At 62.9% G+C, this 14,507-nt stretch carries 10 protein-coding genes; 7 read left to right on the top strand and 3 right to left on the bottom strand.

Annotated elements, in window-relative coordinates; translation table 11 throughout:
- Window positions 1-188 precede the first annotated feature (188 nt).
- The 7 genes from fba to ISG32_RS11005 all read left to right on the top strand — a co-directional run bounded on the left by fba (window position 189) and on the right by ISG32_RS11005 (window position 8,194).
- Window positions 189-1,253, top strand: coding sequence for a class II fructose-bisphosphate aldolase (gene fba, locus ISG32_RS11035; RefSeq protein ID WP_194771076.1), 1,065 nt, complete (start codon window positions 189-191; stop codon window positions 1,251-1,253).
- 411 nt (window positions 1,254-1,664) lie between these two features.
- Window positions 1,665-2,780 carry a Re/Si-specific NAD(P)(+) transhydrogenase subunit alpha gene (locus ISG32_RS11030; protein WP_194771075.1) on the top strand — a complete coding sequence of 372 codons (1,116 nt, stop codon included), beginning with the start codon at window positions 1,665-1,667 and terminating at the stop codon, window positions 2,778-2,780.
- A 49-nt stretch (window positions 2,781-2,829) separates the two neighbouring features.
- Complete coding sequence (locus ISG32_RS11025) at window positions 2,830-3,561, top strand: hypothetical protein (protein ID WP_194771074.1); 732 nt, start codon at window positions 2,830-2,832, stop codon at window positions 3,559-3,561.
- 94 nt (window positions 3,562-3,655) lie between these two features.
- Window positions 3,656-3,988: an NAD(P) transhydrogenase subunit alpha gene (locus tag ISG32_RS11020; RefSeq protein ID WP_166311320.1), complete on the top strand. Its 333-nt coding sequence runs from the start codon at window positions 3,656-3,658 to the stop codon at window positions 3,986-3,988.
- A 2-nt stretch (window positions 3,989-3,990) separates the two neighbouring features.
- Complete coding sequence (locus ISG32_RS11015) at window positions 3,991-5,415, top strand: NAD(P)(+) transhydrogenase (Re/Si-specific) subunit beta (RefSeq protein WP_194771073.1); 1,425 nt, start codon at window positions 3,991-3,993, stop codon at window positions 5,413-5,415.
- A 255-nt stretch (window positions 5,416-5,670) separates the two neighbouring features.
- Window positions 5,671-7,350 carry a long-chain-fatty-acid--CoA ligase gene (locus ISG32_RS11010; protein ID WP_194771072.1) on the top strand — a complete coding sequence of 560 codons (1,680 nt, stop codon included), beginning with the start codon at window positions 5,671-5,673 and terminating at the stop codon, window positions 7,348-7,350.
- Window positions 7,351-7,429: 79 nt separating this feature from the next.
- Window positions 7,430-8,194, top strand: coding sequence for a 5'-methylthioadenosine/adenosylhomocysteine nucleosidase (locus ISG32_RS11005; RefSeq protein ID WP_194771071.1), 765 nt, complete (start codon window positions 7,430-7,432; stop codon window positions 8,192-8,194).
- A gap of 602 nt (window positions 8,195-8,796) precedes the next feature.
- On the opposite strand, the gene ISG32_RS11000 is transcribed toward ISG32_RS11005, so the two are convergent.
- The 3 genes from ISG32_RS11000 to ISG32_RS10990 form a co-directional block, all read right to left on the bottom strand.
- Window positions 8,797-9,672, bottom strand: a complete 876-nt coding sequence (locus tag ISG32_RS11000) for a c-type cytochrome (protein WP_194771070.1) — start codon at window positions 9,670-9,672, stop codon at window positions 8,797-8,799.
- A gap of 202 nt (window positions 9,673-9,874) precedes the next feature.
- On the bottom strand, window positions 9,875-11,332 hold the full coding sequence (locus ISG32_RS10995; RefSeq protein WP_194771069.1) for an efflux transporter outer membrane subunit: 1,458 nt from the start codon (window positions 11,330-11,332) through the stop codon (window positions 9,875-9,877).
- Entirely contained in the window at window positions 11,325-14,507 is a 3,183-nt protein-coding gene (locus ISG32_RS10990; protein WP_194771068.1) for an efflux RND transporter permease subunit, read from the bottom strand. The genes ISG32_RS10995 and ISG32_RS10990 overlap by 8 nt, the downstream gene beginning before the upstream one ends.

The raw sequence follows: 14,507 nt of genomic DNA, 5'->3' as shown, positions 1-14,507 counted from the left end.
CGAGCCGTGAAACTTATAAGTACGCGGATTCGCCTCAGGAAACACCTGCATTCGGCTCAACTTGGCGCATGGCGCTAAAATGAAGAGTTACCAACCGGTTACCAACGGTCGCCCGCGCTGCGACGACCGTCGGAATGCCCCGCAGGCCGGTTGAAGTCGATCCATAAACTCTTCAACGGAACAACCCCATGCCTCTCGTCTCGATGCGCGAACTGCTCGACCATGCTGCTGAAAACGGCTATGGCATCCCAGCTTTCAACGTGAACAACCTGGAACAGGTGCAGGCCGTGATGGCGGCTGCGGACGAAGTGGGTGCTCCCGTCATCCTGCAGGCCAGCGCCGGTGCCCGCAAGTACGCCGGTGAATCCTTCATCAAGCACCTGATCCAGGCGGCCGTTGAAGCCTACCCCCACATCCCGCTGGTGATGCACCAGGATCACGGCACGTCGCCCGCCATCTGCCAGGGCGCGCTGAACCTGGGTTTCGGCTCGGTGATGATGGACGGCTCGCTGCGTGAAGACGGCAAGACGCCCGCGGACTTCGACTACAACGTGGAAGTGACCCGCAAGGTCGTGGAAATGGCGCACAAGATCGGCGCGACCGTCGAGGGCGAGCTTGGCTGCCTTGGTTCGCTGGAAACCGGTCTGGCCGGCGAGGAAGACGGCGTGGGCGCCGAAGGCGTGCTGGACCACTCCGCGCTGCTGACCGACCCCGAAGAAGCCGCCCAGTTCGTCAAGGCCACCCAGCTGGACGCGCTGGCGATCGCCATCGGCACCAGCCACGGCGCCTACAAGTTCTCGCGCAAGCCCACAGGCGACATCCTGTCGATCCAGCGCGTCAAGGAAATCCACGCCCGCCTGCCCAACACCCACCTGGTGATGCACGGCTCGTCGTCGGTGCCTCAGGACCTGCTGGCGATCATCAACCAGTTCGGCGGCAAGATGAAGGAAACCTACGGCGTGCCCGTCGAGGAAATCCAGGAAGCCATCAAGTTCGGCGTGCGCAAGATCAACATCGACACCGACATCCGTCTGGCCATGACCGGCGCGGTGCGCAAGTTCCAGGCCGAGAATCCGGACAAGTTCGACATGCGCGAGTGGATGAAGCCTGCCCGTGAAGCCGCCAAGCAGATCTGCAAGCAGCGCTATGTGGAATTCGGCTGTTCTGGTCAAGCTTCCACGATCAAGGGCGTGCCGCTGACCGAAATGGCTGCAAAATACGCTGCCGGCTCGCTCAAGCAAGTCGTGAACTGATATCGAATCTACCTTTTCTGCTCCAGTGGAAAGTGCCGAAACCCGGCGTCTTGAAAAAGGCGCCGGGTTTTGCTTTTTGAGCGCGCAATCCAATGTCGTTTCAACGATATTGATTAGGGTTACCCCTTGGTTTTTGGGTTTTTTGGCACAGTTTTTGTCAGCTTTTTGCCCACTTTCACTGCAGTCGAGGAAGAGTCGAGCAGAATGCACGGCAGTTTCTGCCGCTGCCATCTCGCCGGATTACCGTCCGGTTGGAGACTGACTGCAGCCGCCATCGTTTGGACAATTGCCAGCTTGATCCTGGCACGAGGGGGATGACCCTGAGCATGTTTGCGTGCCCTGAGTGACTCGGGCGCGCCCGGACGCTGCAGGGCACTCCAGGTAAAAGAATTCAAAACTCCAGGAGATACCATGTTGATAGGTGTGCCAGCCGAGACGGTGGCGAGGGAAGCGCGGGTCGCAGTGACCCCGGAGACGGTCAAGAAGCTCAAGGCCCAGGGTCATCAGATCCGGGTGCAGAGCGGTGCAGGCGTTGCCGCCAGCGTGACCGACGAGGCCTACGCGGCTGCGGGGGCGGAAATCGTGGATCTGAACGCCGCTTGGGGCGCGGATCTGGTTCTCAAGGTGCGTGCGCCGGGCGAGGCTGAAATGCCGCTGCTCAAGGTCGGCACGACGGTGGTGGGCATGCTCAACCCGTTCGATGCCGCAGGGCTGCAGCGCATGGCGGCCGGCAACGTGACCGCCTATGCGCTCGAAGCAGCGCCGCGCACCACGCGCGCCCAGAGCATGGACGTGCTCTCGTCGCAGGCCAACGTGGCGGGCTACAAGGCCGTCATCATGGCGGCGGACCGTTACCAGCGCTTTTTCCCCATGCTGATGACCGCAGCGGGCACCGTCAAGGCGGCGCGCGTGGTGATTCTTGGCGTCGGCGTGGCGGGCCTGCAGGCGATTGCGACCGCCAAGCGCCTGGGCGCCGTGATCGAGGCGAGCGACGTGCGCCCGAGCGTCAAGGAGCAGGTCGAGTCGCTGGGCGGCAAGTTCATCGACGTGCCGTTCGAGACACAGGAAGAAAAAGAAGCAGCCGAAGGTGTCGGCGGTTATGCCCGTCCCATGCCCGAGAGCTGGCTGGCGCGCCAGCGTGCCGAGGTGGCCAAGCGCGTGGCGCAGGCCGACGTGGTGATCACGACGGCGCTCATTCCCGGACGTGCCGCCCCGGTGCTGGTGACTGAAGAAATGGTCAAATCCATGAAAGCCGGATCGGTCATCATCGATCTGGCGGCGGCACAGGGCGGCAACTGCCCCCTGACCGAGGCGGACCGGACCGTCGTCAAGCATGGAGTGACCCTTGTGGGAGAGACCAATTTGCCCGCGCTGGTCGCGGCGGACGCGTCGGCACTGTACGCTCGCAACGTTCTGGACTTTCTCAAACTCATCATCGACAAGGACGGCAAGCTGCACATCAACCGCGAGGACGACATCGTGGTCGCCTGTCTGGTGGCCCACGAAGGTGCCGTCACCCGCCAATAGGCTGATGCTGCCTGCCGCCTGTTCGGGATAGCAAGGATTTTGGTTTTTCATGTTGAAGATTTCTGTGCGTACACGCTCCGCGCTGGCCCTTGCGGCCGTCGCGGCTTCCGCGATGTTTCTGACCGCCTGCGCGCCGATGGAGCCCAACCTGGTGAAGGTGGGGCGCTCCGATCTGCAGTTGCCCCCGGGCGACTGGGAGCGCATCGATCAGGGCGCGGACGCACTCTTCAACGTGTTGCCGGACGACGTCTCGCACGATCTGCCCATGCGCACCCAGGCCGTCGGCCTGCGTGGCCCGCAAAGCGAAATGCTGGCCGTGATCGTCGTGCAGACCAACGCCACCAATGATCCTCGCGACACCACTTTGTGGAGCCACACCTGTCCCGTTCAAAAGGGCGTGCAGGTCGACGACTTCGCAAAGGGCAGCCCGATCCGCATTGACTGTCTGCGCTTCAAGCGACGCGCGGACAACGAAGAGTTCCTGACGAAGAATCGTCCAGTTCTGGAAAAGTGGGTCAAGCAACACAACGCTGAACCCCTTGCGCCATATTCGCACGTGTCCTACCGGTACGCGACTGCGGAAGGCGGCTACCTGCTGGTGGAAGCCCTTGTTGACCAACGCCTGCTGCGGCCAAAAACCGTGGGCACGGACCAATTCCTTTCAGCGGGCAAGCCCGCGCAGGAATGGCTCGACAACTTTGTGCAAGCCGCCAAGAACAGTGTTGCCATGCTGGATGGCCGATTCGTCGTACCGCCATTTCCCGTACCGCTTCCTCAATGACCGCATGCGGGACGCGCGCTGAACAAGAAACAAGGCGCGCGATCCCGCAGAAGGTGTGGGGGAGCACCTGATACAAGAATCAAGGAGAACGCTCATGGAGTCCGTTTCCCCAACCCTGATCAATCTGATCATTTTCGTGCTCGCCATCTATGTGGGCTATCACGTCGTCTGGACGGTCACGCCCGCCCTGCACACCCCGCTCATGGCGGTGACCAATGCCATCTCGGCGATCGTGATCGTGGGCGCGATGCTCGCGGCCGCGCTCACCGAGACCACCCTTGGCAAGACCATGGGCGTGCTCGCCGTGGCGCTGGCCGCGGTCAACGTGTTCGGCGGCTTCCTCGTCACCCGGCGCATGCTGGAGATGTTCAAGAAGAAGGAGCGCAAGGCCGCTCCCGCTTCGGCTGACGCGAAGAAGGAGGCATGAGCATGAGCATGAATCTGGTCACGCTGCTGTACCTCATCGCCAGCATCTGCTTCATCCAGGCCTTGAAGGGCCTCTCCCACCCCACCACCTCGATCCGCGGCAATGTCTTCGGCATGGTCGGCATGGCGATCGCGGTCGTCACCACGGCCGCGCTGATCTACAAGCTCGCGGGCGAGAGTGCGCAAGGGCTGGTCTACGTGCTCGGCGGCCTGGTCGTCGGCGGCGGCATCGGTGCCTACATGGCCAACCGCGTCGAGATGACCAAGATGCCCGAACTCGTCGCCTTCATGCACAGCATGATCGGCCTCGCCGCAGTGTTCATCGCGGTCGCGGCGGCGGTCGAGCCCTGGGCCTTCGGCATCACCGGCCACAACTCGCCGATCCCGCACGGCAACCGTCTGGAGCTCGCGCTCGGCGCGGCCATCGGCGCGATCACCTTCAGCGGCTCGGTCATCGCGTTCGGCAAGCTCTCGGGCAAGTACAAGTTCCGCCTGTTCCAGGGCGCTCCCGTGCAGTTCAAGGGCCAGCACATGCTGAATCTGGCGCTCGCTCTGGCGCTGGTGTTCTTCATCGTGGGCTACACCGTCAGCGAGGCGCGCATCGACATGTGGCTGCTGATCGCGCTGGCGTTCGTTCTGGGCGTGCTGATCATCATCCCGATCGGCGGTGCGGACATGCCGGTCGTGGTCTCGATGCTCAACAGCTACTCCGGCTGGGCGGCCGCCGGCATCGGCTTCTCGCTCAACAACAGCATGCTGATCATCGCGGGCTCGCTCGTGGGCAGCTCGGGCGCGATCCTGAGCTACATCATGTGCAAGGCGATGAACCGTTCGTTCTTCAACGTGATTCTGGGCGGCTTCGGCGGTGACGCGGCAGCGGCCACCGGCGGCAAGGCCGAGCAGCGTCCGGTCAAGAGCGGCAGCGCCGACGACGCGGCCTTCGTGCTGAGCCAGGCCGAAACCGTGGTCATCGTTCCAGGCTATGGTCTGGCCGTCGCCCGCGCGCAGCACGCGGTCAAGGAACTGGCCGCCAAGCTCACGGAAAAGGGCATCAACGTGAAGTACGCGATCCACCCGGTGGCAGGTCGCATGCCCGGTCACATGAACGTGCTGCTGGCCGAGGCCGAGGTGCCTTACGACCAGGTCTTCGAGATGGAGGACATCAACGGCGAGTTCGGTCAGGCCGACGTGGCGATCATTCTGGGCGCCAACGACGTGGTGAATCCTGCTGCGCACACCAAGGGCAGTCCCATTTATGGCATGCCGATTCTGGAAGCCTACAAGGCCAAGACGGTCATCGTGAACAAGCGGTCGATGGCCGCGGGGTATGCGGGGCTCGACAACGAACTGTTCTACATGGACAAGACGATGATGGTGTTCGGGGATGCCAAGAAGGTGGTGGAGGATATCGGCAAGGCTGTCGAATAGCTCTTTCCATTGCGTTGGAACAGGCCGTGCGGTGCTTTGGTGCCGCGCGGCCTTTTTGTTTTTGCTGCCGTGGAGGTGTCGTTGTGGATGCGACGGGTTCGCATTTGGTGCTTCCTTGAGAAAAAGCGAACGATCGTGCAGAAATTTGCGTTTTTCTAGGGTAATCCAGACTCCAGAATCGTCTCGGGCGCTGGACAATGCCCAAGATTTACACATTTTTTTGCATCAGACTTCGACTATTCAGGAGACCCCAGCATGACAGATCGCCCCTGGCTCAGCGCTTATCCGCCTGGCGTGCCATCCGATATCGACCCGTCCCAGTATGAGTCACTGGTCGAGCTCATGGAGCAGGCGTTCAGAGACTACGCGGGCCGTTCGGCGTACAGCTTCATGGGCAAGGAGATCTCCTATGCCGATACCGATGCCGAAAGTCGTCAGCTTGCGGCCTACCTGCAGTCGCTGGGGCTGGTGAAGGGGGATCGCGTGGCGATCATGATGCCGAACGTGCCGCAGTATCCGGTGGCGGTGGCGGCAATTTTGCGTGCGGGGTTCGTGGTGGTGAACGTCAACCCGCTGTACACCCCGCGCGAGCTGGAGCATCAACTCAAGGATTCGGGCTCCAAGGCCATCATCATCATCGAGAACTTCGCTGCGACGCTGCAGGCCTGCATGGCAAGCACGCCCGTCAAACACGTGGTGCTGGCGACGATGGGTGACCGCATGGGGTTTCTCAAGGGCATGGTGATCAACTACGTCGTGCGCAACGTGAAGAAGCTGGTGCCGCAGTTTTCGCTGCCGGGCGCGGTGCGCTTCAACGATGCGCTGGCGCGCGGAGCCAAGGCCAGTTTCAGCAAGCCCGAGATCCATCCCGAAGACATCGCGTTGCTGCAGTACACCGGCGGCACGACCGGCGTCTCCAAGGGCGCGGTGCTGCTGCACCGCAACATCATCGCCAACGTGCTGCAGTCCGAGGCGTGGAACGCGCCGGTCATGAGCAAGGTGCCGCAAGGCGAGCAGCCGACCCACATCTGCGCATTGCCGCTCTATCACATCTTCGCGTTCACGGTGAACATGATGCTGTCGATGCGCACCGGCGGCAAAAGCATTCTGATCCCCAATCCGCGCGATCTGGCGGCGGTGCTCAAGGAACTGTCCAAGCAGACCTTCCACAGCTTCCCGGCGGTGAACACGCTGTTCAACGGGCTGGCCAACCATCCCGACTTCGACACCGTCAACTGGAAGAACCTCAAGTGCTCGGTGGGCGGCGGCATGGCGGTGCAGGGCGCGGTCGCCAAGCTCTGGCTCGAGAAGACCGGCTGCCCCATCGTCGAGGGCTACGGCCTGTCCGAAACCAGTCCGTCGGCAAGCTGCAATCCGGTCACGTCCAAGGAGTTCTCGGGCACCATCGGCGTGCCGATTCCAGGCACCTACATGAAGCTGATCGACGACGAGGGTCGCGACGTGATCCTCAAGAGCACTCCCGGCGAGATCGCGATCAAGGGGCCGCAGGTCATGGCCGGCTACTGGCAGCGTCCCGATGAAACCGCCAAGGTCATGACCGAGGACGGTTACTTCAAGACCGGCGACATCGGCATCATCGATGACCGCGGGTTCTTCAAGATCGTCGACCGCAAGAAGGACATGGTGCTGGTGAGCGGCTTCAACGTCTATCCGAACGAGGTCGAGGAAGTCATCGCGATGATGCCGGGCGTGCTCGAGTGCGCCGTGGTCGGCGTGCCCGACGAGAAGACCGGCGAGGCGGTGAAACTGGTGATCGTGAAGAAGGACCCGAGCCTCACCGAGGCGCAGGTCAAGGAGTTCTGCCAGAACAACCTCACCGGCTACAAGCGCCCGCGCGTCATCGAGTTCCGCGACAGCCTGCCCAAGACACCGGTCGGCAAGATCCTGCGCCGCGAACTGCGCGACAAGAAATGACATGACCCGGCGCGGCCCGCAGCGTGACTTGCCGCGATAATCCCCGGCTTTGCCAGTTGTTTGTCCGGGGAACTTTGACGTGTCGACCATCGCCATCTTGAGCGCGCTGCCGCAGGAACAGGGCAGCCTTGTTGCCGCACTTCAGCAGTCAGAAAAAATCACGCATGCGGGCCGCACGTTCTGGCGCGGAACGCTGCACGGCCATGCGGTCGTGCTGGCCCTGTCGGGCATCGGCAAGGTCGCGGCAGCCACCACTACCACGGCGCTGATCGAGCGCTTCGGAGCCGGGCGCATCGTATTCACCGGCGTCGCGGGCGGCCTGGGCGCCCACGTGCAGGTGGGCGACGTGGTGGTCGCGCAGGACTATCTCCAGCACGACATGGACGCCTCGCCCATCGTCGATCGCTGGCTCGTGCCCGGTTATCCACAGATCCGCATGGCCTGCGATCCTTCGCTGACCGAGGCGCTGCTTGCCGCCACGCGCGCAACCGTCGAGCGCGACAGCCACCAGATCGACTGGCCTTCCCTTGGCATGGCGGCGCACCATGTGCCGCAGGTGCATGCGGGACTGATCGCCAGCGGAGACCGATTCGTGAGCACGCTGGCGGAGTCCACCGCGCTGCGCTCCGCGCTCGAGTCAGCGGGGCATGCCGTGCTGGCGGTGGAGATGGAGGGGGCGGCGGTGGCGCAGGTCTGCGCGGACTATGGTGTCGCGTTCGCTGCGGTGCGGACGGTGTCCGACCGGGCGGACGATGGGGCGCATCTGGACTTCCTGCAGTTTGTGGAGACCGTGGCGGCGCGGTATGCGGATCATGTGGTGCATGCGTTCTTGAAGTCTCTTTGAATTTTTGCTTTTGTGATTTTTTTGAGGGCGGAGGCCGGGTTTCGCCCCGGCGGGCGAGTAACTTTTTGGTCTTGCCCAAAAAGTCACCAAAAATGCGTTTTGGGATACTGGGTCACGCGGCAGAACTCACTGCGCGACTGCGTCGCTCCGTTCGGGCAACCGCCGCGAGTCGGTGATTAACTAAGAGGTGTTTGCGGCACTTTGCTTCGCTCGTGCTGGGGCGTTTATTGAGTTGGGTTGGGGCACACATGCCCACTGCACTTTTCTTGCGAGGTTGATCTCGTGGTGTCGGAAAATCGCGCAGCACTGGCACACCCACATCTCGCGAAGTCGCGAGATGCCCGGCACGAGCGAAGCAAAGTGCCGAACATACCTCTTATAAAACATCTAGCTCGCGGCGGTTGCCCGAGCGGCGCGCGCAGCGCAAAGCGAGTTCTGCCGCGGGTATTTGAAAGCGCGTTTTGGGTTATCTTTTGCGCGCAAGCAAAAGGTGACTCCGCCGCCGGGCGGAACTCCCGGCCTCCGCCCGCAACAAAACAGCAAAAGCCAAAAAAGAAAACCGGCCAAAAAGCCGGTTCCCCAAAATCATACAAAGAAGAAGATTACTTCGCGTGATCCACCATGTATTGCACGGCCGCGCGAATCTCGTCGTCCGAAGCGGTGGATCCACCCTTGGGCGGCATGGCTCCCTTGCCGGTGATGGCTACCTTCACCATCGCGTCGATGCCTGTAGCGACAAAAGGAGCCCAGGCGTTCTTGTCGCCGAACTTGGGCGCTCCGGCCACGCCAGCTGCGTGGCAGACGAAGCAGGCCTTGTCGTACAGCGCCTTGCCGGCGTCGGCACTCACCGCTGCGGCAGGGGCGGGGGCTGCAGCGGCTGCAGGTGCGGCCACTTCGGCGGCTGATGCCGGAGCGGCTGCGGCGGGAGCAGCCGCTGCTGGGGCTGCCTCAGCTGCAGAGGCAGGAGCTGCAGCGCCGTCGGCGGCTGGCTTGTCGGGAATCGGGAATTTGCCACCGGCTGCGTTGGCCATGTAGGCCACGCCGCGGGCGATTTCGATGTCGTTGAAGTCGCCACCGCCCTGAGGCGCCATGGCGCCCTTGCCCGCGAGGGACGAGTGCACCAGAGCTTCGAAGCCTTGCTTCAGGCGGGGAGCCCAGGCGGCAGCGTCTTCGAACTTGGGGGCTCCTGCGGCGCCGGTGGCGTGGCAGGCCGCGCACTGGACTTTGTAGACTTCGTCGCCATTGCGCAACGGACGGTTGGCGTCGCGGATTTCCACGCTGCCGACTTTCTGGATGCGTTCGGCCAATGCCTTTTCGGGGTTGCCATTGCCGGATGCTGGCTTGTCATGCGAGGTGACAAAGTAGACCAGACCAATAATGATGAACACCGGAATCACGAATGCCGCGATGACGGTCACCAGCAATTGTTTTGGATTCTTGATTGGGCCGGTGTGCGCTTCTTCGTGGGTGTCGCTCATGGGGTCCTCAGTCTCAGCGTTATCGAACTAAAGTTATCCAATGATTATATAGACGGGACTTTCGAAGGCCACCGGGCGAAGTTCCGGGTTGACGTTGGGCGCGGAATTGGCTTGCGTTGAGTCAATTCAGCAACACTTAAATGCCAAAGAAAAGGGCGCCGAGGCGCCCTTAATCAATTGAAGCCGCAATATTCAGTGCGAATTACTGAACAGTCTTGTCGGCTTCTTTGCCCGTCGCACGGGCGGATTGCGCTGCCGCGCGGTCGTCCTCCGGGCTCCAGCCGCCGCCGAGGACCTTGTAGAGGTTGACCTGGTTCTGCACCAGTGCCAGCCGCACCTGCACCACGGCCTGCTCGGCGGTGAACAGGGTGCGCTGGGCGTCGAGCAGGTCCAGATAGCTGGACACGCCGTTGCGGTAGCGCAGGTCGGACAGCTTGAACTGGGCGCTCACGGCGTCGACCTGGGCCTGCTGCGCCTTGAGCTGATCGACCAGCGTGCGGCGGCTGACCAACGAGTCCGAGACCTCGCGGAAGGCAGTCTGGATCGACTTTTCATATTGCGCCGCAGCAATCTTCTTGCTGACCTCGGCCACTTCGAGGTTGGCCTGGTTGCGGCCCGCCGTGAAGATCGGCAGGTACAGCGAGGGACCGATGCTGAAGTACTTGGAGCCCGACTGGAACAGGTCCGAGATTTCGGTGTTGGCGAAACCGGCCGAGGCGGTCAGCGAGATGTTCGGGAAGAACAGTGCGCGCGCCGCGCCGATGTTGGCGTTGGCGGCGATCATCTGCTGCTCGGCCGAGCGGATGTCGGGGCGGCGCAGCAGCAGGTCGGACGGAAGACCCGCCGGCACGTCCGCGAGCGCGGGCAGGTCGGTCAGCTTCCTGCCCTTGAGGCTGGTGAGCAGTTCCTGCGGCACCTGGCCACCGACCAGCAGCGTCAGCGCGTTGATGTCCAGATCGCGCTGGCGCGTCTGGGCCGCGAGCGTGGCGCGGGCGGTCTCCGTCAGCGTCTGTGCCTGACGGAAGTCGAGCTCGGAGGCGGCGCCCGCGTCAAAGCGGAGCTTGGCCAGCTTGATCGACTCCTCGCGCGTCTTCAGCGTGCTGCGCGAGATCTCGAGCAGCTCCTCGTCGGCCTGCAGGCCGAGCCAGGTGTTGGCGACCGAGGCGATCAGCGTGATCTGCGTGGCCTTGCGGCCTTCCTCGGTGGCGAGGTACTGGGCCAGTGCCTGATCCTTGAGGCTGCGGATGCGGCCCCAGAAATCAATCTCCCAGCTGGCGGTGGCGAGGCCCACGGTGTAGCTGTTCGTGTACTGACCGGTCAACTGGCTGGGCGCACGCGTGGCGGAGGCGCTCACGCCGACTTCCGGATACAGGGCGGCGCCCTGGATGTCGTAGGCCGCGCGGGCCTTGTCGATGTTGAGCACCGCCACCCGCAGGTCGCGGTTGTTCTCGAGCGCGAGATCGATAATCTGCTGCAGGCGCGTGTCGGTGTAGAAGCTCTTCCACGGAATGTCGGCGGCAGGCGTGTTGGTCGCCGCCGTGGCGATCGGGTATTGATCGGCCACGGGCAGGTCGGACTTGCCCATTGTTGGAATGAACGAGCAGCCCGTCGCCATCAGCGCGACGGCCAGCAGCGTGGGAACGAGTCTTTTGTTATTCATGGTGTGAGCCTCCCGGGGCGGCAATGGTGTTGTTGCCATTATTTTGCGCTGGCAGATCCTGCTTTTCTTTCTTGCCGAACAGCTTGAAGACCACCACGAAGAACACCGGAACCAGAAACACGGAGAGCGGCGTGCCGATCATCATGCCCCAGAACACGCCGGTGCCGATGGCCTGCTGGCTAGCGGCGCTGGCGCCCGAGGCGATGTACAGCGGCACCACGCCCAGAATGAACGCGAGCGAGGTCATCAGAATCGGTCGGAATCGCAGGTGCGCGGCTTCGAGCGCGGCATCGAACGCGCTCATGCCCTGCGCATGCAGGTCCTTCGCGAACTCGATGATCAGAATCGCGTTCTTCGCCGACAGGCCGATCACCGTGATCAGCGCCACCTGGAAATAGATGTCGTTGGGCATGTTGCGCAGCAGCATGCCGACCAGCGCGCCGAACACGCCGAGCGGCACCACCAGCAGCACGGACAGCGGGATCGACCAGCTTTCGTACAGCGCCGCCAGACACAGGAACACGGCGAGGATCGAGAACGCGTACAGGTACATGGCCGAGGAGCCCGCCTTGCGTTCATCCAGCGACTGACCAGTCCACTCGAAGCCGAAGCCTTCGGGCAGCTCGGAAGCCAGCTTCTGCATCTCTTCCATGGCCTGACCGCTGGTGTAGGGCTTCTTGGCGGAGCCGGTGATGCTCATCGACGTATAGCCGTTGTAGCGTGTCACCTGCATCGGGCCGGTGATCCACTTGGCGGTCACCATCGTCGAGAGTTCCACGAGCTTGCCTTCCGCGTTGGGCACGGTCAGGCGCATCACGTCCTCGGGCAGCATGCGGCGACCCGCATCGGCCTGGATCGTCACGCGCTGCATGTAGCCCTTGTTGGGGAAGTCGGTGGAGTTCGAGGAACCCAGCGCCGTCGCCAGCGTGCTGGACAGGTCGCCCATGCTCACGCGCTGTGCGGCAACCGCGTCGCGGTTGATGTCGACCTGCCACTGGGGAGCGTCGTCCACGCCGTCAAAGCGCACGCCCGTGAGGATCGGGCTTTGATTGGCCTTGGCCATCAGTTCGTTGCGGGCGGCCACAAGCGCCGCATGGCCCTTGTTTCCACGGTCCTGCAGACGGAAGGTGAAGCCGTCGCTGGTTCCCAGTTCAGGGATGGAGGGCGGCACCAGCGTGTAGATGAAACCGTCACGCACCTTGGACAGCGCGCCCATGGACTTGCCCGCGAACGTGTTGGCGTCCTGGCCGGGGCCGGAGCGCTCGGACCAGTCCTTGAGGGTGGTGAACGCCAGACCCATGTTCTGGCCGGTGCCCGAGAAGCTGAAGCCCAGAATGCTCACGATGTGATCGGTTTCAGGCTGCTGGAGCACGTAGTCTTCCAGCTCGGCCATCGTCTTGCTGGTCCGCTCCTGCGTCGCACCCGGCGGCAGTTGCACCAGCGAGATCACGTAACCCTGATCTTCCGTGGGCAGGAAGGAGGTTGGCATGCGCATGAACAGGAACACCACGCCCACGACCACCAGCGCGAACACCGCCAGCGACTGCAGCGAACGGCGCAGCACGCCACCCACCGCGCGGTGGTATTGCTTGGCGCCCTTGTCGAAGTTGCGGTTGAACCAGTTGTAGAAGGGGCCGAGCAGGCCGGTCTTCTTGTCGTGCGCATGGCCCTTGGCGATCGGCTTGAGCATGGTCGCGCAAAGCGCCGGTGTCAGCGTGAGCGCGAAGAAGCCCGAGAAGAAGATCGAGATCGCCATCACCAGCGAGAACTGGCGGTAGATGTTGCCGGTCGCGCCGCTGAACAGCGCCAGCGGAATGAACACGGTCACCAGAATCACGGTGATGCCGACGACGGCGCCCTGAATCTGGCCCATGGCCTTGATCGTGGCTTCCTTGGGCGGAATGCCTTCTTCGGACATGATCCGCTCGACGTTTTCCACCACCACGATGGCATCGTCCACCACGATACCGATCACCAGCACCATGGCGAACATCGCCAGAATGTTGATGGTCAGCCCCGCGAGCAGCATCACTGCGAAAGTGCCGAGCAACGCGATGGGCACCACGATGGTCGGGATCAGCGTGTAGCGGATGTTCTGCAGGAAGATCAGCATCACGATGAACACCAGCACGATGGCTTCAAGCAGCGTGTGAACCACCTTCTCGATGGAGATCTTCACGAATTTGGAGGTGTCGTACGGGGCCGACCACTTCACGCCCGCAGGCAGGAAGGGGGCGAGCTCGTCCATCTTGGTGGTGACCAGCTTGGCGGTGGCCATGGCGTTGGCGGTCGAGGTGAGCTGCACGGCCATGGCGATCGCAGGCTTGCCATCCAGACGCGAGTTGAAGCTGTAGTTCTCGATGCCCAGCTCCACGCGCGCCACATCCTTGATGCGCACGGTCGAGCCATTGGCGTTGGAGCGCAGCACCACGTTGCCGAATTCTTCGGGCGTCGTGAGCTGGCCTGGCACCACGATCGTGGCGCTCATGGTGGTGCCGGGAATCGAAGGTGCATCGCCCAGCGCACCGCCGGAGATCTGCTGGTTCTGCGCCGCGATGGCCGCGTTCACCGAAGCGATCGACAGGCCGTAGCCCTGTAGTTTGGCGGGATCGACCCAGATGCGCATCGCGCGGCCGGAAGCGAAGAGCTGCGCCTTGCCGACGCCTTCCAGACGCTGGATTTCAGGCAGCACGTTGCGGTTCACGTAGTCGGCGATGTCGTCACGCGCGGTGGAGCCATCGGTGGACTGGAACGCCAGAATCATCAGGAAGTTGCTCATCGCCTTGTCGACGCGCACGCCCAGCGACTGCACCACGGAGGGCAGACGCGGCAACGCGCGCGACAGACGGTTCTGCACGTCCACCTGAGCCAGATCGGGGTCGGTGCCCGGCTGGAAGGTCACGGTCAGAGTGCCCTGGCCGCCGGCGGGCGCCTTGGTCTCCATGTACATGAGACCGGTGGCGCCGTTGATTTCACGCTCGATGAGCTGAAGCACCGAGTCGGTCATGGTCTCGGACGTGGCTCCCGGATAGGTGGCCGTCACCGTGATGGTCGGCGGCGCCACGGACGGGAACTGTGCCACCGGCAACTGTGTGATCGACACAATACCGAACAGCACCACAAAAATGGCGATCACCCATGCAAAGATGGGTCTGTGGATAAAAAACTTCGACAT

The sequence above is a fragment of the Diaphorobacter caeni genome, from assembly GCF_015354245.1.
Classification (GTDB): domain Bacteria; phylum Pseudomonadota; class Gammaproteobacteria; order Burkholderiales; family Burkholderiaceae_C; genus Diaphorobacter_A; species Diaphorobacter_A caeni.
This window is presented reverse-complemented; position numbering and strand designations above follow the sequence as displayed.